We start from the raw sequence: 21521 nt of genomic DNA, 5'->3' as shown, positions 1-21521 counted from the left end.
GAAAGCCGCCCGAGTACAATCGGGCGGCTTTTCGGTCGGGGTTGCGAGCAACGGGATTTGAATGATGGAGCCGGGTCTTTTCTCCTCTTCGCCTTATCTGCCGCTTGTCGGCTGGAGCGTGGTGTTGCTGGTGGCTCATGTGCTGCTTCAGGCCATGACGGCGACGCGAGAACTCGGCACAGACTGGAATGCCGGTCCCCGCGATGAAGGGCTGAAACCTTCCGGCGCCATTGCCGGGCGTGCCGAGCGGGCATCCACGAATTTCCGCGAAACCTATCCGGCTTTTATTGCGCTGGCGCTGGCTCTGACCCTGAAGGGCGATGCAAGCGTCTGGGGTATTTACGGAGCCTGGCTCTGGTTTGCATGTCGTATTGTTTACATTCCGCTCTATCTGGCGGGCATTCCCTATATCCGGTCGCTGATCTGGGTCGGCTCGATGGTCGGACTGGGTGTTATGTTTCTGGCTTTGATTTTTTGATGGCTGCCTGCGCGCCAATTCGCGCATAGTGCAGCAAAGGAAAAGCGATGCATCCCTATCTCTTCGAACTGGCTTCCCTGATGGCGATCTTCTTCTTTGCGATTGTTTCGCCGGGAGCGGATCTGGCCATGGTCATACGGCAGTCACTGATGCATGGCCGTCGTGAGGCGATCATCACCAGCTTCGGGATCGGAGCGGCGCTGATGATGCATGTCACCTATACGGTGCTGGGACTCGGTCTCATCATTTCCCAGTCGATCTATCTGTTCAATATCGTCAAATGGTGCGGTGTGGCCTATCTGGTCTATATCGGCATCAAGGCGTTGCGTGCTGGCACGACAAAGATCGAGGTCGATACGGATGAGAAAGAACCGCGCAAGCAGCAGAGCTTTGCCAAGGCCTTCGGTCTCGGCTTTGCCGCCAATGCGCTCAATCCGAAAGCCGTGTTCTTCTTCCTGTCGATTTTTTCGACGGTCGTTCACGCGCATACGCCGACAGAAGTGAAGCTGGGCTACGGTGTTGTGATGGCAACAGCGCTGATCAGCTGGTTTATTGGCGTCAGCATTTTCATGACCACGCCGAAGATGCGCGCGGCTTTTTCGCGGGCCTCGAAATGGATCGATCGCACAAGTGGTGTTGTCTTCATCGCTCTTGGGCTTAAACTTGCCACCGAAAAGGCTATGTAAGAAGCAATTGATTTGCTGCCGGAAAAACTCAAGGAGAACCGACAGATGCATGTTGCAAGGAAGCTTCTCAAAATAACGGCCGCTTCGGTGGTCGCCGCATCGGTGTTCTCGACTGCTGTGCAGGCGGCGTGCACCCAGAATCGCGGCATCTACCAGGACCGTGACGGCGCCTACACATTGACGTTCCGCCCCATGCAGACGAACGATCTCAAGATGACGCCAGCGCCGACCAATGAGTTTACGATCACCGCCAATGACAAGCCGGAATTCAAGCTGAACGGCATGGTGATCTGGCCGGAAGAGGGTGTGGCGCGGCCTTATGCGCTCATCACCTACAACTGCAAGGGCGATGGCTCCAATCCGGAAGACCTCGATGATTGCAGCATCTGGCAGAGCGTCATCTACGCGCTGAAGGAAGGTGCGGAAGCGGAAGTTCTGCCCAAGGCGGATGAACCGGCTGCGCAGGCGGTACTGTTCCCTGATCTGGTGACGGCGCTTGACGGCTATGATTTTGGGGCGGCCAAACCCGAAAAGCCGCTTCAGTGGGAAGTGTTCCGCTTTCAGGGATGCACCCCGGATGAAAACTGATCGGCAGCTTTAACAAAGGCCGGTTATTTCAAGCATTTTGCAGCCGAAACATTTGGCGTCGCATAAATGCGGTACTCTAACGAAAAACGTTCAGGAAAGACTGAAAAGGGTAATTCAATGTCTTATGATGTGGTTGTCATCGGTACGGGCCCCGGCGGTTATGTCGCCGCAATCAAGGCCGCGCAGCTGGGTCTCTCGGTCGCTGTGGTGGAAAAGCGCAAGACCTTCGGCGGCACCTGCCTCAATGTCGGCTGCATTCCGTCCAAGGCGCTTCTGCATGCATCGGAAGTCTTTGCCGAAGCTGGCCACTCCTTCGATACGCTCGGCGTGGAAGTGTCGCCCAAGCTTAACCTCGGAAAGATGCTGGCCCACAAGGACGCGACCGTGAAGGCCAATGTGACCGGCGTGGAATTCCTGTTCAAGAAGAACAAGATCACGCCTTATATCGGCACCGGCAAGGTCGTCGCCAAGGGCAAGGTTTCCGTGACTGCCGAAGACGGCAAGGTTGAGGAAATCGAAGCTAAGAACATCATCATTGCCACTGGTTCCGACGTCGCCGGTATTCCGGGCGTCAAGGTCGACATCGATGAGAAGACCATCGTTTCCTCGACCGGCGCTCTGTCCTTTGACAAGGTTCCGGGTCATCTCGTCGTCGTCGGCGGCGGTGTGATCGGTCTGGAACTCGGTTCTGTCTGGGCGCGTCTCGGTGCAAAGGTCACGGTTGTCGAATATCTCGACAAGGTGCTGGGCGCAATGGACGGCGAAGTTTCCAAGCAGTTCCAGCGTCTGCTCGAAAAGCAGGGCATTGCCTTCAAGCTCAGCGCGAAAGTGACGGGCGTGGAAAAGTCCGGCAAGGGTGCAAAGGTCACTTTCGAGCCTGTAAAGGGCGGCGATGCCGAAACACTCGAAGCCGATGCCGTTCTGATCTCCACGGGCCGTCGTCCTTATACGGACGGTCTTGGCCTTCAGGAAGCAGGCGTCAATGTCGATGATCGCGGTCGCGTTGCGATTGACGATCACTGGCGCACCAACGTTGAAGGCATTTACGCTATCGGCGACGTGGTGCAGGGCCCGATGCTGGCGCACAAGGCTGAAGACGAAGGCATTGCCGTTGCTGAAATCATCGCCGGTCAGGCCGGTCATGTGAATTTCGACGTCATTCCAAGCGTCGTCTATACCCAGCCGGAAGTGGCTTCTGTCGGCAAGACCGAAGAAGAACTGAAAGCTGCCGGTATTGAATACAAGGTCGGCAAGTTCCCGTTCACGGCCAATGGTCGCGCACGCGCCATGCTGCACACGGACGGCTTCGTGAAAATCCTCGCCGACAAGGCGACGGACCGCGTTCTTGGTGCGCATATCCTCGGCTACAACGCTGGCGAAATGATCCACGAACTGGCCGTTCTGATGGAATTTGGCGGTTCTTCGGAAGATCTGGCCCGCACCTGCCATGCGCATCCGACCATGTCGGAAGCCGTGCGCGAATCCGCTCTGGCGACCTTCGCTAAGCCGATCCATATGTAATCTCTTCGAGCATTTCCAGCAAAAGTGCGAAGCGGTTTTGCGTAGGATAATGCTTAAAAATAGATAGAGCGGTTCCACGATTCCGTTTTAACCGGAACCGCTCTAGAGAGAACGCAGAAAGGCCCGCGCAAGCGGGCCTTTCTTGTTTCTATGGGAATTAATTCTGGGCTGGCGGATTGGCAGGCGTTGCCGGAGCCGGTGTTGCGGGTTCGCTCTGCGTCGCTGGCGGGGGTGCCGCCGTGTCGGTTCTCGTGCCATTATTGTAAAAGAAATAGCCGAGAATGATGATTGCCACGAGCAGAACGGCACCCAGAACATAGCCGCTACCGCCGCGTTGCGGCGGCGGCATGCCGGAAGGGTCCGACAGTCTCGGGTCAGTATTGACCGGGTTCGTTCTGGGGTCGTTTCGCGGATCGAGGGGATCAACCATTGCGCGCTCCTCCAGTTGTCGCATCGGGGTTGCGCGGCCTCCAGCCGCCACAAACCTGCTTCAGCAGAGTGAACGCAGTCAAAAGCCGATTGTTCCGCGTGCGGGCAGGGGGCTAAAGCGCCGTCAGGCGATAGCCCTTGGCCCGCAGCAGTTCCACCACGCCTTCTTCGCCCGGCAGGTGCAGGGCGCCGATAGCAATAAAGACATTGCCTTTTTCAAGCAGCGGAACGGCCCGGTCCGCCATGGTGTGGTTGCGGTCGGTGATCAGATATTTCAGGAACAGATCGTAATCCTGATCGGACAAAGCATCCGGCACGATCTGTCTCAGCGCCGGCATGATCATGCCAAGCTCGCCCTTCAGATAAAGCGCGGTGGTCGTTTCCATGGCGTCTTCGGTTTTGTCACCGTAATCGACCGTGGCGATGAGATTGCGAATGTGAAAATCGAGCGGAAGCTTCTCGGTGGCTTCGAACTGTTCCGCAGCCGTTTCCAGCCCCTCAATGTTGCGCCCTTCTGCCTTTGCATTGACGGCCAGAAACTCGTCGAGCGACTTCACGCCTTCGCTTTTGCGCTCGCGCTCGCATTTGGGCATGGCCAGCAGCGTGGTGAGAATCCACGGCTTCATCTTGGCGACCGCATCGAGAATGATGCCGCGCTCCGCAAGCTTCTTTTCAATATCGTCACGCCTGTCGGATGGCAGATGCGATTTGAGCGTGCTGCCATCGGTGAAAAGCAGCAGTTCGGGACGTTCCAGCTTCAAACGCAGAAAGTTTTTCTGGTCGAGAACATCAGTGGTTTCGATCACGACGGTATTCGCCGATTGATAGGCGTCCTGCACCACCTTCGGCAATTCCAGCACACGAGGATCGCTGAGATGGATGGTGCCGAACAGATAGGACGGCGCTACCCCGTCCTTTTCGATCTTCCAGATGCGGCCCTGATGGTTGGGGATTGATTCTGCTTCCGCACGCAGCTCTTTCCAGAGAGCGGGGTCGCTTTTCTCCACGCCATCGACGAGGTTTGCACCCCGAATGGAGCAGGCGGTGGACTTTTCGTCAGCGCGGGCGGTGACAGAACCGGCGAAGACGGCGCATAGAAGAACGAGAAGCAGCTTTTTCATACAGGGGAATATAAGCAATCTTCCGCGATGTGAAAGGTGCCCGGTTCAGGCTCTTGGATGCGCCTTGTCATAGACTTCCAGCAAGCGCTCCGTATCCACGCCGGTATAGATCTGCGTGGTGGACAGGCTGGCATGGCCAAGCAGTTCCTGAATCGTGCGCAAGTCGCCGCCGCGGCCTAACAGATGGGTGGCGAAGGAATGGCGCAGCGCATGCGGCGTGGCGCTGTCCGGCAGGCCAAGCCCGGCGCGCAATTTCTGCATTTCGCGCTGGATGATGGCGGCATGAAGCTCGCCGCCTTTCGCGCCGCGAAACAGCGGCTTGTCGGCAGAGAGATCATAGGGGCAGAGCGCACGATATTGCGCCACGGCGCGGTGGATGATTGGCAGCAGGGGCACGAGCCGGGACTTGTTGCCCTTGCCGGTTATGGTGATCGAAAGGGCTGAACTGTCGGAGAGCGCATCGCCTTTGAGGCCAAGAGCCTCGGAAATGCGCAGGCCGCAACCATAGAGCAAGGTCAGCACGGCGGCGTTGCGCGCCGCGATCCACGGTTCCTCGGCCATCTGGCCATCGGCAGCGACCACACGGCGAGCGTCATCGGCAGTCAACGGTTTCGGCAGTGATTTCGGCTGGCGCGGTGCGCGCATGGCGCTCGCGCCTGCGGCATTGGCCAGACCGCGCTTTTCCAGATAGCGCAGCAGGGACCGTATACCGGCCAGACCGCGCCCAAGGGTTCGAGCGCCCGCACCATCATTGCGGCGGCTGGCGAGGAACGAGCGCAGATCGGCAACGCGCAGGCTGCTGACATCTTTCAGTGAGGGCGGTTCACCCAGATGTCCGGTGAGAAAATTGAGAAATTGCCGCGAGTCGCGCTCATAGGCTTCGACGGTATTTTCAGAAAGACGGCGCGTATCCTTCAATGTCTTCAGCCATTCCTCGCGGGCAGCCGCAAGGTCTGCACGGGCGGGAATCAGGAATTCGCCATTCATCGCCATCTTGAAATCTACCGGTTGAAGTTTCGGCTGACAGTTTGTCAGGGAGAGGTTACCGGCTGGTTGCCTTTGCGGTTTCCATGGGCGACTTTGCTGAAACAGTGCATTTTTCTTGGCGTTTCGGTGTTAATTCGCTAAGCGATAAAGCTAATCAGCAGCGCATATCGGCCTCACTGTCGGGGCGATGTGCCCGAATCCAGATCAGGGGCAACCATGCCACGTCCAGAAAATCCGATTCAGCTCGCCGTCGTCGGTGCCGCCCACGGCATCCGTGGCGAAGTCAGAATCAAGACATTCACCGAAGATCCACTTTCAATTGGCGATTATGGCCTGCTCTATGACGAGCAGGGCAAGGGCTATGAAGTTCTTGAAGCGCGAGCCGCGAAGACGGTTGTGATTGTACGCTTCAAGGGCGTCAACGACCGCAACGCCGCCGAGGCGCTCAACGGTACAGCGCTTTACATCGACCGTGCGCAATTGTCGGATGACGATCTGGACGACGACGAGTTCTTCCAGACTGACCTGATCGGGCTTGCGGCAATGGATGCCGAGGGTAAAAGCTATGGCGTTGTCAGCGCGGTGTTCGATTTCGGCGGCGGTGATATCATCGAGCTGAGCGAAAAGGGCAAGCGCCCGATGCTCATTCCGTTTACCGAAGCGGCTGTGCCGGAAATCGATTTCGAAAAAGGCACTCTGCTGGTGGAGCCGTTCGCGGCAGGCCTGATCCCCGATGAAAGCGACAATCCGCTGAAGGGTGGTCATCAACAGAAGAAGCGACCGAAGAAGTCATGACCGACGAATCTTCGGAACAGGGCCCGGCAGACCACGAAGCAGGGTTTTTCCATGCTTCGGTGCTGACGCTCTATCCGGAAATGTTTCCGGGGCCGCTTGGCGTTTCACTGGCTGGCAAGGCGCTTGCCGAGGCGAAATGGCAGCTCGACACGGTGCAGATCCGCGATTTTGCTGAAGGCAGGCATCGCATGGTCGATGACACGCCGTCGGGCGGTGGCGCGGGCATGGTGATGAAGCCCGATGTGATTGCGCGGGCGCTCGATTCTGTTGCCGATGATCGCCCGATGCTGCTGATGACCCCGCGCGGTGCACCGCTGACGCAAAAGCGCGTGCGCGAGCTTGCCGCCGGGCCGGGCGCGATCATTCTGTGCGGTCGCTTCGAAGGTGTGGATGAGCGCGTGATTGAAGCGCGCCAACTCGAGGAAGTCTCGATCGGCGATTATATTCTCTCCGGCGGAGAGACGGCGGCCATCGTGCTGCTTGATGCCGTGGTGCGCTTGTTGCCGGGTGTGATGGGCAATCAGCAATCGGGCGAAACGGAGAGTTTCGAGACCGGGCTGCTCGAACATCCGCATTATACGCGCCCGCAGGTTTGGGAAGACAGGTCTATCCCCGATGTTCTGACATCCGGCAATCATGGCGCCATCGACAAGTGGCGGCATGCGCAGGCCGAGCGGATCACCCGCGAACGCCGCCCCGATCTCTGGGATTCCTATCAGGAGACAAAACGCAAATGAATCTGATCCAGCGTCTGGAAAGCCTGTCCCTCGCGCTTCTGGCGCTCGGAGCCTATTGGGTGAGTGGAGCAAGCTGGTGGCTTTTTGCCATACTGGTTCTGGCGCCGGATTTGTCGTTCTTTGCCTATATGAAGGGACCGCGCACCGGTGCGGTGGTCTATAATATCGCCCATAGCTGGATTGGCGTGGTTCTGCTGGCTGTTTTTGGCTGGGCGATGAACTGGCAAGTCTGCATCGCCATGGCGTTGATATGGGCCGTGCATATCGGTGTGGACCGGGCGCTGGGCTTCGGTCTCAAATATGGATCAGGCTTTCAGGATACGCATCTTGGCCGTATCGGCAAATAGATGAAAATGCCCGGTTTTCACCGGGCATTTTTGTTTCAGGCATGTTGTTTTGCGGATACGTGAGCCTGCGCTTCCGGCCTGCGGAGTATGAAATAGACGCCGCCGCCAATGCCGACCCCGAAGAACCAGCCATAGGTTCCCCACCAGTCCGGGAGAAGATTGGTGGCCATCGGCAGGACAGACGAGAATAGAGCACCAATCGCAAAGGCGATGAAAGCCTTGACGTGCCAGCCGTTCTGGAAGCGGAACTCACCATTCTCCTGATAAAGATCGGCGACATTCAGCTGTCCGCGACGGAGCAGATAATAGTCGACCATCATGATCCCGAAGATCGGCCCCATGGTGGAGCCCAGGAAATTGACGAAATGCGCAGCGCCGGTTTCCCATGGTGCGAACGGATAGAGGATCAGCGCGATCAGCGCCGCAACGACGCCGCCGCGCTTGAAGGAAACCTTTTGCGGAAATGTATTCGAGAAATCGAAGGCGGCGGAAACGAAGTTTGCCACCACATTGATGCCGAGCGTTGCGACGGTGAATGTCAGCGCGGCCAGCAATGCGAGGAACCAGCTGTCGAACTTGGCCGAAATCTGGTCGGGATGCAGCAGCACTTCGCCATAAACGGTGAAAGCGGCTGTGGTTGTGACGCCGGCAACGAGGCAGAAGGCCAGCAGATTGACCGGAAGGCCCCAAAGATTGCCGCGCCGCAGCGCCGCTTCATCCTTGGCATAGCGTGAGAAGTCGCAGAAATTGAGATAGAGCGCTGCGAAATAGGTGATCCAGGTAGCGGCGACGGCTGCCAGCGCTGCGATGGAACCCGGCTCGCCGGACACGCCAGCGTCTCTGGTTTTCTCCAGCAGGATGTCGCGCGGGATTTCACTGCCGAAAGAGAATGTACCGGCCTTGATGACCAGATAGACGGCAAGAATGAGCATCATGATCCAGACAGCCGGACCAGCCCAATCCTGAAAGCGGCGCACCGTTTCCATGCCGCGCTGGATGATCAGCAGCTGCGCCGCCCAGACCAGCACGTAGCAGATGACTTCCAAGGTCGAATGGCCGAGCAGATGGCTGTTCTGGTGGAAGGCCAGCATGCTGTCATTGCGGATCAGCAGCGCAACGAGAGCGCCTGAAGCTGCTGCTGTCTGCGCGCCATACCAGAAACAGGCGACAACGCCGCGCACAAGCGCTGGAAAATTCGCGCCGAATGTGCCGAAGGATGCGCGCGCCAACACCGGAAACGGCACGCCTGTCCGTACGCCCGCATTGCCGACAAGGCTCATCAGAAAGAAGATGACCAGTGAGCCGAGACCGATGGCGATGACGAAGTTCAGAAAGCTGCCACAAAGCAGAAAAAGACTCGCGGCAAGATAATAGCCCCAAAGACTATGAACGTCCGATGTCCAGACGTTGAAAATACTGAAAGCGCCCCATTTGCGTTCGACTGCAGGCGCCAAATCCTCATTATACAATGAGGGCGACGGTTGTTTGATAGTCATATTGTCCCCATTTTAGCTTTATGCTTTATTAGACTTATTGAATGCTAAGCCGTTATTTCTTGCAATATTTCTGACATAGTCGGTTGCGGCTGGCTATTAAAAATTCTGACAGGGCGTGACAAATCCCTCGCAATGCTGTATTGGCGCGTCTGTTCGGGAAAACCCGACATTGCAGTACCTCGTTCGGGCCAAGCCCGAGACGTCCGTAAACCAATAAATGGTGTACCGCTCCTGCCTGATTTTGAAGGCATAGCCGCAAGGCCAAGGATTGCTTGGCGGCAAGTGCAGAGCGCTCTGACTGTTTGAAAAGAACATAGAAGGAGTCAGACGATGACCGACATCATTCGTCAGCTTGAAGCCGAACAGGCAGCAAAGATCGAAGAAAAGCGCAAGCTTCCAGAATTCCAGCCGGGCGACACGGTTCGCGTTCAGGTTCGCGTTACCGAAGGTACGCGTACCCGTGTGCAGGCCTATGAAGGCGTTTGTATCGCTCGTTCGGGCGCTGGCCTCAACGAAAACTTCACCGTTCGCAAGATTTCGTACGGCGAAGGCGTAGAGCGCGTATTCCCGGTTTACTCGCCGATCGTTGAAGGCGTTGAGCTGGTTCGCCGCGGTAAGGTCCGTCGCGCCAAGCTTTACTACCTGCGTGGCCTCACCGGTAAGGCTGCCCGTATTTCTGAAAAGAAAGACAACCGCACCAAGGCTGAGCGCGAAGCTGACAAGGCTGCCGCTGCCAAGGCCGAAGCTGCCAAGACCGCTGCTGAATAAGTTTCAGCCAGAGATCTTTGAAAAAGGCGGCCTGTGGCCGCCTTTTTTATTTGCCAAATGCACCGCGACACATAATATCAGGCATAATTCTGCCCGCTTTGCGCAAGATTGTTACTGCGACACCCTGTTGCGGTTTCAGTTTCTTGACGAAACGCGACGGCAGGTGCATATGACAGCCAAATTAAGAACCGTTCAAAGGAACTCTCGCAATGAGCGCGCCGCGTACACTTTATGACAAGATCTGGGACGACCATGTAGTGGATCAGCAGGAAGATGGTACCTGCCTCCTTTATATTGATCGCCATCTTGTGCACGAAGTGACGAGCCCGCAGGCTTTCGAAGGCTTGCGCATGGCTGGCCGTCAGGTGCGCCATCCCGAGAAGACGCTGGCTGTGGTCGATCACAACGTGCCGACTTCGAAAGATCGCGTCAACGGCATCAAGAACGAAGAAAGCCGCATCCAGGTTGAGGCTCTCGCCAAGAATGCTGCCGATTTCAACGTCGAATATTATTCCGAACGCGATCGCCGTCAGGGCGTCGTGCACATCGTCGGACCGGAACAGGGCTTCACCCTGCCGGGCATGACGATTGTTTGCGGCGACAGCCACACCTCGACCCATGGCGCATTCGGTTCGCTGGCGCATGGTATTGGTACGTCGGAAGTCGAGCATGTGCTCGCGACCCAGACGCTGATCCAGAAAAAAGCCAAGAACATGCTGGTGCGTGTTGAGGGCGAACTGGCTCCCGGCGTCACCGCCAAGGACATCACGCTCGCCATCATCGGTGAAATCGGTACCGCGGGCGGCACCGGCTACGTGATCGAATATGCAGGCAGCGCCATTCGCTCGCTGTCGATGGAAGGTCGCATGACCGTCTGCAACATGTCGATTGAAGGCGGCGCACGCGCTGGTCTGATCGCTCCGGACGAAACGACCTTCGCCTATGTGCAGGACAAGCCGCGCGCGCCGAAGGGCGAAGCGCTGGAGCAGGCTATCGGCTACTGGAAGACGCTGCATTCGGATGAAGGTGCGCATTTCGACAAGATCGTCGAGCTGGACGCCGCCAAGATTTCGCCGGTTGTCTCCTGGGGCTCGTCGCCGGAAGACGTTGTTTTCGTCACCGACATCGTTCCGAACCCGGACGAAATCAAGGACGAAACCAAGCGTGCATCCAAGTGGCGTGCGCTCGACTATATGGGTCTGAAGCCGGGCACCAAGATGACCGACATCAAGATCGATCGCGTCTTCATCGGTTCCTGCACCAATGGCCGTATCGAAGATCTGCGCGATGCAGCGCGTATGGCCGCTGGCAAAAAGGTTGCCGATGGCGTCAACGCCATGATCGTGCCGGGCTCGGGTCTCGTGAAGGAACAGGCGGAAGCCGAAGGCCTCGACAAGATCTTCATCGAAGCCGGTTTTGACTGGCGCGAGCCGGGCTGCTCCATGTGCCTCGCCATGAATGACGACCGCCTGAAGCCGGGTGAGCGTTGCGCTTCGACCTCGAACCGTAACTTCGAAGGCCGTCAGGGCTTCAAGGGCCGCACCCATCTCGTATCGCCAGCCATGGCTGCTGCTGCTGCGATTGCCGGTCACTTCGTCGACATTCGCGACTGGAACTAACTTTCCGGACGAACTGAATTGGAAAAGCCGCCGGAGCGATCCGGCGGCTTTTTCTTTTATGCACTTTTTAGAATAGAGATATCGAAAACGAATGCCTTAAACAGCAATGCTCTTATGAGCTTCTTCATGGTTTCCTCGCATATTCCATGTATATGCAAGTGCTGTTAGATTAGTGTTTTCTTATTTGAAGGCGCTTCGAACGGAAAAGGCATTCATGGGCGGGGCCGATTTCATTCTCATCATCAACATGACCGTATCCGGTCTGTTTGCCTTCGCGTTTTTCGGCATTGCCGTTTATGCGAGAGGCAATGCGGCTGCGCGCGTCTTCGCGATGGGCTTCGTCTTTGCAATGCTTTACTTCCTGACCGAGCTGGCCATGCCGTCCATGCCAAGCCCGCGTCTCGGTTATATGCTCGCTTTCGCGACCTATTTGATGACGCTGTCCTGCCTCGTCATCGGTCTGGCGCGCATGTATGCCGCTCCGGTTCCGTGGAAGACGCTCGGCCTGCTCGTATTCCTTTCGCTGGTGATGATCTACACCATTTACGGTATTGCCCGCAGCACTTGGGCGGGCCTGTTTCTCTACCAGACGCCTTATTTTCTGGCATTGGCGCTTGCCGTCTGGATTATCCTGCGTTCCAGCGGGCGCGGTGCAGTCGATCTGCTGATGGCCGTGCTTTTTGCTTTCAGTGCTGTGCATTTTCTGATGAAGCCATTGCTGGCCACCGTGTCGGGCGGCGCGGGTGCTGAGCCGAACGATTATGTAAATACGGCCTATGCGCTTTTTGCCCAGTCGATTGGGGCAGGTCTGTCTGTCGCTGCGGGACTCATGTTGCTGTTGAGCCTGATGCGGGAACTGCTTTCCGATATGACTATTCGGTCCGAAACGGACGAGCTTTCAGCGCTGCTCAATCGCCGTGGTTTTGCATTGCGGGCGGAAGCGGCGATCGACAAATCGAAGCGGTCGCGGCAGGCCTTGTCGCTCGTGGTTTGCGATATCGACTATTTCAAATTGATAAATGACAATTACGGCCATGCGCTGGGAGACCGTGTCATTGCGGCCTTTGCGGCTGAACTGCGCAAGACGGCAGTTGCCAGAGGCGGCTTCGCGGCACGTATGGGCGGAGAGGAGTTTGCAGTCCTGCTGCCGGGAAACACCATTCAGTCGGCGTCGCGCTGTGCCGATGGTATGCGTCTGGCATGCGGCACGATCCAGATTCCAAGCAATAGCGGGGATATCGATTTTACCGCCAGCTTCGGCGTTGCCGAGATGGAGTTCGACGACATGTTTTCCGATCTCTACAAGCGGGCTGACGGCGCGCTGTATGAGGCGAAGAAGGGCGGCCGCAATTGCGTGCGCGCAGCGTCGCCGATTATCTCCGATGAGAATGTTGTGGAGTTTCGGCCGTCAGGCTCGGCCCGCACGCGCGGATAATCCGGCTCAACAGCCCGGATGATCCAGAACCGGCGTTTCACCCTTATCCAGCCCATACATGAATGAGCGTCCATGCAGAACGACGGCGCTTTCGCAGCTGCTGTTCGGAGGCCCGACGATATAAGCCACAGCCTTGTCTTGCGGAGCGGTGATGGTTGCCGTGCCCTGTATCCGGCGCGGCGTCTGCAATGTCGGGTCTTTGTGCGCTGCACCGACACGGATGATCTTGGGGCCGCCATCCGCCTTCTGCATGATCAGATTTCCCGATGCGTCGGCATAGCGCAACGTGGTGTCGGCGGATGCCGTCGCGACAAAACCCGCAAGCGCAAGTACACAGGAAGCTATCAAGACTGTTCTGTTTCGGTTTGCCATGGTGCGGGTTCACCTTCGCCGTCTGACGCAAAAAGAGTTTCCGTATCATCTTAACTCTTTCTTTACCTTTGTCATCCGTGCTGGCTACAATCGGATAAGCCTTTGGGCGCAACTGCTTCGCAGCGTTATGACCAAAGGCGACTTGAACCGCCCCGAAGGCCAAGGAATGTTCAATGACCAAAGATCACGCCGTCGATATCGCGCATCTTCATCTTCGTGATGCTCACGAATTTGCGCCGCTGCTCGCCAGCTACGCGCAGGCGCTGAAGCGCGGCGCGCCGCGTCGTCCCGACGATTATTATGCCGAACATCTATTGCAGGACCGCGCCACCGAAATTCTCGGCGCACGTCTCGACGGTAATCTCGTCGGCTTTGTGATTTTCTACGATCTGCCGGAGCCGGTTTCGGGCCTGCGCGCAGGGCAGGTGGATCACATCTATGTCCATCACGATCATCGCGGCAAAGGCATCGCCAAGGCGCTGATCGACCTGCTGGCCGACAAGGCGGAAGAGCGCAGCTGGTCCAAGCTTGTGCTCAATGCACCGCGCGTGCCGGAAGACGGCCGCAAACTCTATGAGCAGATCGCGACGGCAGCTGACTGGTCGAGCTATGTGATTCGATTCGGCGCTTGATGCGTCTTTGCTAAAGTTGATGAATTTACACATGTTTTTTGAAATTGCGGCCTTCAAACGATTGAAGGCCGCAATCACGTGAATGTGTCGCAAAGGTGCGACCAATTGTTAGTCTTTTCGTGAAAAAGCTTCTTTGACGTGATGGTAAAAGAGCAGTAGAAAGCGGCACATAAGGCCGTATTCCACGGTCTCGCCATATTTCTTGGGTCGTGCCGACGCAGCATCGGAAGTTCCGGTACCTTGCGTGAAGGACGACTTCAAATACTGGGTTTTTAGAATAACCCGCCATCCGGTGCGCCAGACCGATCGTCTTCGGTGGGTATTGCCGGGGAGAAACGTCAGGGAAGCCCCACGAGAGGCCAACGAGAACCATGACACAACCGACCGTAACGCGTCAGCGTCCTTTGTCGCCGCATCTGTCCGTCTATAAGCCGGTCATCACGATGACGATGTCCATCGTGCATCGTATCACGGGCGGCGCTCTCTATTTCGGCACATTGCTGCTTGCAGCCTGGCTCATTTCCGCAGCTGTTGGCGAAGAGTGCTTCAATGCCGTCAACGCCATTTTCGGCTCCTGGATCGGCCAGCTTGTTCTGTTCGGCTACACCTGGGCGCTGCTGCATCATCTGGCTGGCGGCGTTCGTCACTTCATCTGGGATACCGGCGCAGGTCTTGAAAAGCACACCGCTTCCAAGATTGCCTGGGCAACGGTTGTCTTCTCCGTCATCGCAACGATCCTCGTTTGGGTCGTCGCTTACTCGGTGCGCTAGGAGGCTGATCCCATGAGCGGTTCGAATAACGATATGCGTACGCCTCTTGGCAAGGTTCGCGGTCTTGGCTCCGCCAAGGAAGGCACCAGCCATTTCTGGTATCAGCGCATGACGGCAGTGGCTCTGGTGCCGCTGGTTCTCTTTTTCATCGGCCTGGTGATTTCGCTCAACGGCGCAAGCTTTGCGGAAGTCCGGGCTGCTCTCTCGCATCCCCTTACCGCGATTATCATGGCGCTGTTCGTTCTGACCGGCGTCTATCACATGCGTTTGGGCATGCAGGTCATTATCGAAGATTATGTGCATGGCGAAGGCATGAAGATCGTGCTGGTGATGCTGAACACCTTCTTTGCGGCGGTGGTTGGTTTTGCCTGCGTTTTCGCGATCCTCAAGCTCAGCTTCGGAGGTTGATAGCCCGATGGCTAGTGCAGAAAAGAATGCAGCTCCTGCTGCGGGCGAAAAGTCCTACAAGTTTGTCGATCACAAGTTCGACGTTGTCGTGGTTGGCGCCGGTGGCGCTGGTCTGCGCGCCACGCTCGGCATGGCCGAGCAGGGCCTGAAGACCGCTTGTATCACGAAGGTTTTCCCGACCCGTTCGCACACAGTTGCGGCGCAGGGCGGCATTGCCGCCTCGCTGAAGAATATGGGCCCGGACAGCTGGCAGTGGCATATGTACGATACCGTCAAGGGATCGGACTGGCTCGGCGATACCGATGCGATGGAATATCTGGCGCGTGAAGCGCCTGCCGCCGTTTACGAGCTGGAGCACTATGGTGTGCCGTTCTCGCGTACGGAAGAAGGCAAGATCTATCAGCGTCCGTTCGGCGGCCACATGCAGAACTTTGGCGACGGTCCTCCGGTTCAGCGCACCTGCGCTGCCGCTGACCGTACCGGCCACGCCATCCTGCACACGCTTTACGGCCAGAGCCTGAAGAACAACGCACAGTTCTTCATCGAATATTTCGCGCTCGACCTGATCATGACCGACGGTGTCTGCACCGGCGTCGTGGCGTGGAACCTCGATGACGGCACGATCCACCGCTTCTCCGCCAAGATGGTGGTTCTGGCGACGGGTGGTTATGGTCGCTCCTACTTTTCGGCTACCTCGGCCCATACCTGCACCGGCGACGGCGGCGGCATGGCTGCACGCGCTGGCCTGCCGCTTCAGGACATGGAGTTCGTTCAGTTCCATCCGACCGGCATTTATGGCGCAGGCTGCCTCATCACCGAAGGCGCACGCGGCGAAGGTGGCTATCTGGTCAATTCTGAAGGCGAGCGCTTCATGGAGCGTTATGCCCCATCGGCCAAGGATCTTGCCTCGCGTGACGTGGTTTCGCGCTGCATGACCATGGAAATCCGCGCCGGTCGTGGCGTCGGCAAGGCCAAGGATCACATCTTCCTGCATCTCGACCATCTCGATCCCGCCGTTCTGCATGAACGCCTGCCGGGTATCTCCGAGTCGGCCAAGATTTTCGCAGGCGTGGACGTGACCAAGGAACCGATCCCGGTTCTGCCAACCGTTCACTACAATATGGGCGGCATTCCAACCAATTACTGGGGCGAAGTGCTGAACCCGACGCCGGAAGATCCGGATCGCGTCCAGCCGGGCCTGATGGCTGTCGGCGAAGCGGGCTGCGCTTCGGTGCACGGTGCAAACCGTCTCGGCTCCAACTCGCTGATCGACCTTGTGGTGTTCGGTCGTGCGGCTGCGATCCGCGCTGGCGAAGTCATCGACCGCGCTGCGAAGATCCCGGACATCAACGAAGCTGCTGTCGAAAAGATCATGGATCGTTTCCATCGCCTGCGTTACGCCAATGGCTCGACGCCGACGGCAGAGCTGCGCGAAAAGATGCAGCGCACCATGCAGGAAGACGCCGCCGTGTTCCGCACGTCGGAATCGCTCAAGCAGGGCTGCGAGCGCATGGAAAAGCTCTGGCACGAACTGCCGGATATCAAGGTTTCCGACCGCTCGATGATCTGGAACTCCGATCTTGTCGAGACGCTCGAACTTGAAAACCTCATGGCCAATGCGTTGACGACCGTTGTTTCGGCGGAAGCACGTCATGAAAGCCGCGGCGCTCACGCGCATGAGGATTTCCCGGACCGTAACGATGCCGAATGGCGTAAGCACACCCTGTCCTGGCTGTCGCCGGACGGCAAGGTGACGCTCGGTTATCGCGCCGTTCACCTCGATCCGCTCACGACGGAAGAAGAAGGTGGCATCAGCCTCGCCAAGATTGCGCCGAAGAAGCGCGTTTACTGATTAAGGGAAAGAGCAATGGTTGAACTCGCACTTCCCAAGAATTCCCGCATGCAGGAGGGCAAGACCTGGCCCCGTCCTGATGGCGCAAAGCGCGTCACGGAATTCCGTATTTATCGCTGGTCGCCGGACGACGACGCCAATCCGAGCATCGACACCTATTATGTCGATCGCGACGATTGCGGCCCGATGGTTCTGGACGGTCTGCTCTATATCAAGAACAAGATCGATCCGACGCTGACGCTGCGCCGTTCGTGCCGTGAAGGCATTTGCGGTTCCTGCGCGATGAACATCGATGGCGCCAACACGCTGGCCTGCACCAAGGGCATGGACGACATCAAGGGGACCATCAAGGTTTACCCGCTGCCGCACATGCCAGTGGTGAAGGATCTCGTTCCGGACCTCAACAACTTCTACGCTCAGCACCGTTCGATTGAGCCTTGGCTCAAGACGGTTTCGCCGGAGCCGCAGAAGGAATGGCTGCAGAGCCATGATGACCGCCAGAAGCTGGACGGTCTCTACGAGTGCATTCTGTGCGCCTGCTGCTCGACCTCGTGCCCGAGCTACTGGTGGAACGGCGACCGTTACCTCGGTCCGGCTGTGCTGCTTCAGGCCTATCGCTGGCTGATCGACAGCCGCGATGAAGCCAAGGGCGAACGCCTCGACAATCTCGAGGATCCGTTCCGTCTCTATCGCTGCCACACGATCATGAACTGCGCGCAGACCTGCCCGAAGGGATTGAACCCGGCCAAGGCGATTGCCGAAATCAAGAAGATGATGGTCGAGCGCCGCGTCTAATCGCGGCAATCGCTCTTTCTTTGCGATCCCTGTCGGCCTGCGGCCTCCACGCCTCTTGTGCCGAGATTAAAAAGATGATGGTCGAGCGCCGCGTGTAGTAGCGCCAACTATCAGTCTAAATACGCAAAGGGGAAGGCCGTTGCCTTCCCCTTTTTCTTTGTCAGGATTCTCATCGTGACCATACACTCATTGATTGTATGGACTTGACCTTTGCGTTGCCGCCGATATGTCTTGAGATAACAAGGCAGCACGGAGAATGAGCAATCATGCTCGACCATATTGGTTTCAACATTTCCAGCATGCCCAAGTCGCGCAAATTCTATGACGAGGCGCTTGCCCCATTGGGCATTACCCGCGCCATGGAATTCGGTGACTGGGTCGGTTATGGGCGCAACGGCAAGCCGGAATTCTGGATCGGCAAGCAGAAGGGCGCCAAACTGGTGGGCGTTCTGCATGTCGCCTTTTCGGCTGGCACGCGCGCCGAAGTCGATCGCTTCTATGAAGCGGCCATCGCGGCTGGCGGCAGCGACAATGGAAAGCCGGGCCTTCGCGCCGATTACCATCCTGATTACTATGCGGCCTTCGTGACCGATCCAGACGGGCACAATATCGAGGCCGTCTGTCATCTGCCGGAATAAAAGGCGGGTTTTTCAGAACCCGCCTTTGGCAATCTCAGGCCAGTTTCGCGTCCAGCGTCACTTCGATTGCGCCGAGCGCCTTCGAAAGCGGGCAGGATTCCTTTGCCTTCTTCGCAAGGCTGTCGAAATCATCGGAGGAAATGCCGGGGATTTTTGCATTGAGCGTCAGTGCGCTGCGGGTAATCTCAAAACCGCCGCCCGACGCTGGGCCGATGCTGACCACTGCCGTTGCTTCCAGCTTTTCCGCCGGGGTGCCGTTCTGCGTCAGCAAGGCGGAAAGCTGCATCGCAAAGCAGCCCGCATGTGCTGCGCCAAGAAGCTCTTCAGGATTGGTTCCTGCGCGCCCGCTTTCATCTTCGAAACGGGCCTTGAAGTCATAGGGAAGGTCTTTCAGCGCGCCGCTCTGGGTATTGAGCGTGCCTTTGCCTTCCTTAAGCGTGCCTTGCCAGACTGCCGTTGCTTTTCTATCCATGGGGAAGCTCCTCTCGGTGATTGTCCGTCACGGATATAGGGCGCTTGGCCGTGGCTTCCAGCGATTAACAGGCTGCGGTCAGATCGACTGCCCTTTCAACAAGCGTGGCGTTTCACCGGACAGCCCGGCGGCCTGCTTGATGAAGAAGGATTTCAGGCTGGGAACGCGATCAACGAGACCAAGACCAATATCGCGGATGGAGCGGATGGCCGGGTTGTCGTTGGAAAACAGCTTGGTGAGCACGTCGGTCGTCACGCCCATTTGCACTGTGTCGAACCGACGCCAGGACTGGTAGCGTTCGAGCGCTGCGAATGATCCAATATCGAGGCCGAGACGATCCGTTTCGACGATGACTTCGGCGATGGCCGCAGCATCGCGGAAACCGAGATTGAGACCCTGTCCTGCAATCGGGTGGATGCGATGCGCCGCATCGCCAACGAGTGCAAAGCGGGGCTTCACGAATTCGCGTGCCAGCGTCAGGCCAAGCGGGAAGGCGCGGCGCGGACCTTCGACATGCAGCGCGCCAAGACGATGCCCGAAACGCTGTTCCAGTTCGGCCTCGAAGACGAAATCATCTTCGCGGATCAGGCGGTCGGCATCGGCGGTGCGTTCGGTCCACACCAGCGAGCTGCGATTGCCCTTGAGCGGCAGGATGGCAAAGGGTCCGGCAGGCAGGAAATGCTCGTCGGCGCGTCCGCCATGCGGCTTTTCATGCGACACGTTGCAGACAATACCAGACTGGCCGTAGTCCCAGTTTACGGTCTTGATGCCCGCCTGATCGCGCAGGCGCGAGCGCGCGCCATCGGCAGCAATCAGAAGCCGGGTTTCGATTGTGTTGCCATCAGAAAGCGAAACGGCCACGGTTTCCGGTTTGGTTTCAAAGCCGTTCACGCTGGTTGCTTCGAGGAAGGTGATACCCAGCGCATCGGCCTTGTTATGCAGGGCGGTATTGAGAACGCGGTTCTCGACCATATGTGCAAAGGGCTCGCCGGGGTCTACGTCACCCGAAAAGGTCAGGAAAACGGGTCGCACCGGGTCGGACACACGCGAATCGGTGATGACCATTTCGGTGATCGGCTGCGCCTCAGGCAGGATTTCCTGCCAGCAGCCGAGCTTATCGAGCATGCGCGATGCGGCAGCCGCAATGGAAGAGGCGCGCGGGTCGGTCCTCCAGGCGCCAGCAGGGGCACCGTCGACAACGGTGACGGAAAGATGCGGCGCGGCCGACTTGACCGCGACCGCCGTGACGAGGCCGACATAACCGCCGCCGGCGATCAGCAGGTCGGTGTTGCTGGTGCTTGTCTGTTTGGATTTCGCAGCCATCAGTTCGTCCTTTCCGGAAAGCCTATACCATGCTTGTGCGCTTCTGGCACAAATACGGCAAGAGTGAAGCCGATATTTTGCCGCGGCACTGTGAGGCATGTTCGCAAGGAGGCGGAACCCTAAAAGCAGCCGGGCCACTTGACAGATTTCTGCCGTCGGGAACAAACATGAGCCTTAGGTTTATTAGGTTCATATAGTGTCGCAGGAGCCAGGCTGTCCATGTCCGATCGCGAAAAGTCCGAATATCAGCAGTCCGATGCCAAGTCTGTAGCAGGGTCCGTATCAGGCGAGAATGCAGGCCAGACGGCTTCCATGCGGGAGTTGCTTTCGATACTGGATCTGGAAATGCTGGAGATGGATCTGTTTCGCGGCAACAGCCCGCAAGTCGGCTGGCAGCGTGTGTTCGGCGGTCAGGTGATCGGTCAGGCGCTGATTGCGGCCCAAAGGACGGTGGAGCCAGAGCGGCATGTACATTCGCTGCATGGCTATTTCGTGCGTCCGGGTGATCCGGCAATTCCGATCATCTATGAAGTGGATCGCATTCGCGATGGTTCCAGCTTCAATACGCGGCGTGTGCTGGCCAAACAACACGGCAAGGCCATCTTCACGCTGTCGGCGTCGTTTCAGGTGGATGAAGGTGGTCTGGATCATCAGATCGCCATGCCCGAAGGGCTTCCGTTACCGGAACAATTGCTCGGCGATCGCGACATCAAGGAGCAGTATCTGCACCTCGCTCCGGCTAATGTTCGCAAATATTGGGAGCGGGAACGCCCCATCGAGATCAAACCCGTGCAGCTCGCGCATTATTTCTCGCGGGAGAAGCTGGAGCCTGTGCAGCATGTCTGGGTGCGCGCAAACGGTATCGTTCCTGATGACCGGGCGCTTCAGGCGGCAATTCTCGCTTATCTGTCTGATATGACGCTTCTCGACACCTCGCTGCATCCACATGGGCGCTCGATCTTTGATCGCGATCTTCAGGCGGCAAGCCTCGATCATGCCATGTGGTTCCATCGTCCGTTCAACCTCGATGACTGGCTGCTTTATACGCAGGACACACCGAGCGCTTCCGGCGCACGCGGGTTTAATCGCGGCGGGCTTTATACGCGGGACGGTATTCTGGTGGCTTCCGTTGCACAGGAAGGGCTAATTCGTGTGCATGAAAAGAAAGAATGATTAAATATTAATCACGCCTGTGGAGGCTGTATAAATATTGAGCATTACACCTCTCGCCCGCAAAGATTAGCGCTCTCGC

24 protein-coding genes are annotated in these 21521 nt (G+C 57.6%); 17 read left to right on the top strand and 7 right to left on the bottom strand.

Annotated features, from left to right (window positions below; translation table 11 throughout):
* Window positions 1–64 precede the first annotated feature (64 nt).
* From FHW03_RS00580 to lpdA, 4 genes are all read left to right on the top strand, one after another.
* Window positions 65–478 carry an MAPEG family protein gene (locus tag FHW03_RS00580; RefSeq protein ID WP_182519402.1) on the top strand — a complete coding sequence of 138 codons (414 nt, stop codon included), beginning with the start codon at window positions 65–67 and terminating at the stop codon, window positions 476–478.
* Between the two features lie 47 nt (window positions 479–525).
* Window positions 526–1164, top strand: coding sequence for a LysE family translocator (locus tag FHW03_RS00575; protein WP_182518898.1), 639 nt, complete (start codon window positions 526–528; stop codon window positions 1162–1164).
* A 45-nt stretch (window positions 1165–1209) separates the two neighbouring features.
* Window positions 1210–1752: a hypothetical protein gene (locus FHW03_RS00570; RefSeq protein WP_182518897.1), complete on the top strand. Its 543-nt coding sequence runs from the start codon at window positions 1210–1212 to the stop codon at window positions 1750–1752.
* 117 nt (window positions 1753–1869) lie between these two features.
* A complete protein-coding gene (lpdA, locus tag FHW03_RS00565) occupies window positions 1870–3273 on the top strand; it encodes a dihydrolipoyl dehydrogenase (protein WP_138784162.1) in 1404 nt (467 codons plus the stop codon).
* 157 nt (window positions 3274–3430) lie between these two features.
* On the opposite strand, the gene FHW03_RS00560 is transcribed toward lpdA, so the two are convergent.
* From FHW03_RS00560 to FHW03_RS00550, 3 genes are all read right to left on the bottom strand, one after another.
* Window positions 3431–3703 carry a hypothetical protein gene (locus FHW03_RS00560; protein ID WP_182518896.1) on the bottom strand — a complete coding sequence of 91 codons (273 nt, stop codon included), beginning with the start codon at window positions 3701–3703 and terminating at the stop codon, window positions 3431–3433.
* A 112-nt stretch (window positions 3704–3815) separates the two neighbouring features.
* Window positions 3816–4823, bottom strand: a complete 1008-nt coding sequence (locus tag FHW03_RS00555) for a TraB/GumN family protein (RefSeq protein ID WP_182518895.1) — start codon at window positions 4821–4823, stop codon at window positions 3816–3818.
* A gap of 45 nt (window positions 4824–4868) precedes the next feature.
* A complete protein-coding gene (locus tag FHW03_RS00550) occupies window positions 4869–5816 on the bottom strand; it encodes a tyrosine recombinase XerC (protein WP_182518894.1) in 948 nt (315 codons plus the stop codon).
* 210 nt (window positions 5817–6026) lie between these two features.
* Between FHW03_RS00550 and rimM the strand changes: the two genes are divergently transcribed.
* From rimM to FHW03_RS00535, 3 genes are read left to right on the top strand one after another with little or no spacing between them, the layout of a single operon-like run.
* The gene (gene rimM / locus FHW03_RS00545) at window positions 6027–6605 is read left to right on the top strand and encodes a ribosome maturation factor RimM (protein WP_182518893.1); all 579 of its coding nucleotides are present in this window, start codon (window positions 6027–6029) and stop codon (window positions 6603–6605) included.
* A complete protein-coding gene (gene trmD, locus FHW03_RS00540) occupies window positions 6602–7342 on the top strand; it encodes a tRNA (guanosine(37)-N1)-methyltransferase TrmD (protein WP_182518892.1) in 741 nt (246 codons plus the stop codon). Before rimM ends, trmD begins: the two co-directional genes overlap by 4 nt.
* The gene (locus FHW03_RS00535) at window positions 7339–7689 is read left to right on the top strand and encodes a DUF4260 domain-containing protein (RefSeq protein ID WP_182518891.1); all 351 of its coding nucleotides are present in this window, start codon (window positions 7339–7341) and stop codon (window positions 7687–7689) included. Before trmD ends, FHW03_RS00535 begins: the two co-directional genes overlap by 4 nt.
* Window positions 7690–7724: 35 nt before the next feature.
* On the opposite strand, the gene FHW03_RS00530 is transcribed toward FHW03_RS00535, so the two are convergent.
* Window positions 7725–9185 (bottom strand): NCS1 family nucleobase:cation symporter-1, encoded by a 1461-nt coding sequence (locus FHW03_RS00530; RefSeq protein WP_182518890.1) that lies wholly within the window; start codon window positions 9183–9185, stop codon window positions 7725–7727.
* Window positions 9186–9515: 330 nt separating this feature from the next.
* Here FHW03_RS00530 and rplS point away from each other — a divergent pair, with 330 nt between their 5' ends.
* From rplS to FHW03_RS00515, 3 genes are all read left to right on the top strand, one after another.
* Window positions 9516–9953, top strand: a complete 438-nt coding sequence (gene rplS / locus FHW03_RS00525; protein WP_182518889.1) for a 50S ribosomal protein L19 — start codon at window positions 9516–9518, stop codon at window positions 9951–9953.
* 209 nt (window positions 9954–10162) lie between these two features.
* Window positions 10163–11572 (top strand): 3-isopropylmalate dehydratase large subunit, encoded by a 1410-nt coding sequence (leuC, locus tag FHW03_RS00520; RefSeq protein WP_151588424.1) that lies wholly within the window; start codon window positions 10163–10165, stop codon window positions 11570–11572.
* Between the two features lie 214 nt (window positions 11573–11786).
* Window positions 11787–13007 (top strand): GGDEF domain-containing protein, encoded by a 1221-nt coding sequence (locus FHW03_RS00515; protein WP_182518888.1) that lies wholly within the window; start codon window positions 11787–11789, stop codon window positions 13005–13007.
* A 6-nt stretch (window positions 13008–13013) separates the two neighbouring features.
* Here the strand turns inward: FHW03_RS00515 and FHW03_RS00510 are convergent, their stop codons facing one another.
* Window positions 13014–13379 (bottom strand): hypothetical protein, encoded by a 366-nt coding sequence (locus tag FHW03_RS00510; protein ID WP_182518887.1) that lies wholly within the window; start codon window positions 13377–13379, stop codon window positions 13014–13016.
* Between the two features lie 173 nt (window positions 13380–13552).
* Here FHW03_RS00510 and FHW03_RS00505 point away from each other — a divergent pair, with 173 nt between their 5' ends.
* The 6 genes from FHW03_RS00505 to FHW03_RS00480 all read left to right on the top strand — a co-directional run bounded on the left by FHW03_RS00505 (window position 13553) and on the right by FHW03_RS00480 (window position 18474).
* Window positions 13553–14011: a GNAT family N-acetyltransferase gene (locus FHW03_RS00505; protein WP_182518886.1), complete on the top strand. Its 459-nt coding sequence runs from the start codon at window positions 13553–13555 to the stop codon at window positions 14009–14011.
* A gap of 371 nt (window positions 14012–14382) precedes the next feature.
* A complete protein-coding gene (sdhC, locus tag FHW03_RS00500; protein WP_182518885.1) occupies window positions 14383–14781 on the top strand; it encodes a succinate dehydrogenase, cytochrome b556 subunit in 399 nt (132 codons plus the stop codon).
* Between the two features lie 12 nt (window positions 14782–14793).
* On the top strand, window positions 14794–15189 hold the full coding sequence (sdhD, locus tag FHW03_RS00495; protein ID WP_113533782.1) for a succinate dehydrogenase, hydrophobic membrane anchor protein: 396 nt from the start codon (window positions 14794–14796) through the stop codon (window positions 15187–15189).
* Between the two features lie 7 nt (window positions 15190–15196).
* Window positions 15197–17041, top strand: a complete 1845-nt coding sequence (sdhA, locus tag FHW03_RS00490) for a succinate dehydrogenase flavoprotein subunit (protein WP_078337552.1) — start codon at window positions 15197–15199, stop codon at window positions 17039–17041.
* 15 nt (window positions 17042–17056) lie between these two features.
* On the top strand, window positions 17057–17836 hold the full coding sequence (locus FHW03_RS00485) for a succinate dehydrogenase iron-sulfur subunit (RefSeq protein ID WP_078337551.1): 780 nt from the start codon (window positions 17057–17059) through the stop codon (window positions 17834–17836).
* A 266-nt stretch (window positions 17837–18102) separates the two neighbouring features.
* Window positions 18103–18474: a VOC family protein gene (locus FHW03_RS00480; protein ID WP_182518884.1), complete on the top strand. Its 372-nt coding sequence runs from the start codon at window positions 18103–18105 to the stop codon at window positions 18472–18474.
* 34 nt (window positions 18475–18508) lie between these two features.
* Here FHW03_RS00480 and FHW03_RS00475 read toward each other — a convergent pair whose 3' ends face one another.
* Window positions 18509–18946, bottom strand: a complete 438-nt coding sequence (locus FHW03_RS00475) for an OsmC family protein (protein ID WP_182518883.1) — start codon at window positions 18944–18946, stop codon at window positions 18509–18511.
* 78 nt (window positions 18947–19024) lie between these two features.
* Complete coding sequence (locus FHW03_RS00470; RefSeq protein ID WP_182518882.1) at window positions 19025–20269, bottom strand: ubiquinone biosynthesis hydroxylase; 1245 nt, start codon at window positions 20267–20269, stop codon at window positions 19025–19027.
* A 219-nt stretch (window positions 20270–20488) separates the two neighbouring features.
* Between FHW03_RS00470 and tesB the strand changes: the two genes are divergently transcribed.
* Window positions 20489–21442 carry an acyl-CoA thioesterase II gene (gene tesB, locus FHW03_RS00465; RefSeq protein ID WP_182518881.1) on the top strand — a complete coding sequence of 318 codons (954 nt, stop codon included), beginning with the start codon at window positions 20489–20491 and terminating at the stop codon, window positions 21440–21442.
* Window positions 21443–21521 lie beyond the last annotated feature (79 nt).

The organism is Ochrobactrum sp. RH2CCR150 (genome assembly GCA_014138095.1).
GTDB classification, from domain to species: Bacteria; Pseudomonadota; Alphaproteobacteria; order Rhizobiales; family Rhizobiaceae; genus Brucella; species Brucella gambitense.
Note: the sequence above shows the minus strand (reverse complement) of the source record. Positions and strands in the feature narration are given on the sequence as shown.

Coding starts and splice junctions, on each gene's coding strand:
- FHW03_RS00555 (WP_182518895.1), bottom strand. CDS start 4,823: ATGAAAAAGCTGCTTCTCGTTCTTCTATGCGCCGTCTTCGCCGGTTCT.
- FHW03_RS00580 (WP_182519402.1), top strand. CDS start 65: ATGGAGCCGGGTCTTTTCTCCTCTTCGCCTTATCTGCCGCTTGTCGGC.
- FHW03_RS00530 (WP_182518890.1), bottom strand. CDS start 9,185: ATGACTATCAAACAACCGTCGCCCTCATTGTATAATGAGGATTTGGCG.
- FHW03_RS00550 (WP_182518894.1), bottom strand. CDS start 5,816: ATGGCGATGAATGGCGAATTCCTGATTCCCGCCCGTGCAGACCTTGCG.
- FHW03_RS00470 (WP_182518882.1), bottom strand. CDS start 20,269: ATGGCTGCGAAATCCAAACAGACAAGCACCAGCAACACCGACCTGCTG.
- sdhC (WP_182518885.1), top strand. CDS start 14,383: ATGACACAACCGACCGTAACGCGTCAGCGTCCTTTGTCGCCGCATCTG.
- leuC (WP_151588424.1), top strand. CDS start 10,163: ATGAGCGCGCCGCGTACACTTTATGACAAGATCTGGGACGACCATGTA.
- FHW03_RS00505 (WP_182518886.1), top strand. CDS start 13,553: ATGACCAAAGATCACGCCGTCGATATCGCGCATCTTCATCTTCGTGAT.
- FHW03_RS00575 (WP_182518898.1), top strand. CDS start 526: ATGCATCCCTATCTCTTCGAACTGGCTTCCCTGATGGCGATCTTCTTC.
- FHW03_RS00510 (WP_182518887.1), bottom strand. CDS start 13,379: ATGGCAAACCGAAACAGAACAGTCTTGATAGCTTCCTGTGTACTTGCG.
- FHW03_RS00485 (WP_078337551.1), top strand. CDS start 17,057: ATGGTTGAACTCGCACTTCCCAAGAATTCCCGCATGCAGGAGGGCAAG.
- rimM (WP_182518893.1), top strand. CDS start 6,027: ATGCCACGTCCAGAAAATCCGATTCAGCTCGCCGTCGTCGGTGCCGCC.
- sdhD (WP_113533782.1), top strand. CDS start 14,794: ATGAGCGGTTCGAATAACGATATGCGTACGCCTCTTGGCAAGGTTCGC.
- FHW03_RS00475 (WP_182518883.1), bottom strand. CDS start 18,946: ATGGATAGAAAAGCAACGGCAGTCTGGCAAGGCACGCTTAAGGAAGGC.
- FHW03_RS00560 (WP_182518896.1), bottom strand. CDS start 3,703: ATGGTTGATCCCCTCGATCCGCGAAACGACCCCAGAACGAACCCGGTC.
- FHW03_RS00535 (WP_182518891.1), top strand. CDS start 7,339: ATGAATCTGATCCAGCGTCTGGAAAGCCTGTCCCTCGCGCTTCTGGCG.
- FHW03_RS00515 (WP_182518888.1), top strand. CDS start 11,787: ATGGGCGGGGCCGATTTCATTCTCATCATCAACATGACCGTATCCGGT.
- FHW03_RS00480 (WP_182518884.1), top strand. CDS start 18,103: ATGCTCGACCATATTGGTTTCAACATTTCCAGCATGCCCAAGTCGCGC.
- FHW03_RS00570 (WP_182518897.1), top strand. CDS start 1,210: ATGCATGTTGCAAGGAAGCTTCTCAAAATAACGGCCGCTTCGGTGGTC.
- tesB (WP_182518881.1), top strand. CDS start 20,489: ATGTCCGATCGCGAAAAGTCCGAATATCAGCAGTCCGATGCCAAGTCT.
- sdhA (WP_078337552.1), top strand. CDS start 15,197: ATGGCTAGTGCAGAAAAGAATGCAGCTCCTGCTGCGGGCGAAAAGTCC.
- lpdA (WP_138784162.1), top strand. CDS start 1,870: ATGTCTTATGATGTGGTTGTCATCGGTACGGGCCCCGGCGGTTATGTC.
- rplS (WP_182518889.1), top strand. CDS start 9,516: ATGACCGACATCATTCGTCAGCTTGAAGCCGAACAGGCAGCAAAGATC.
- trmD (WP_182518892.1), top strand. CDS start 6,602: ATGACCGACGAATCTTCGGAACAGGGCCCGGCAGACCACGAAGCAGGG.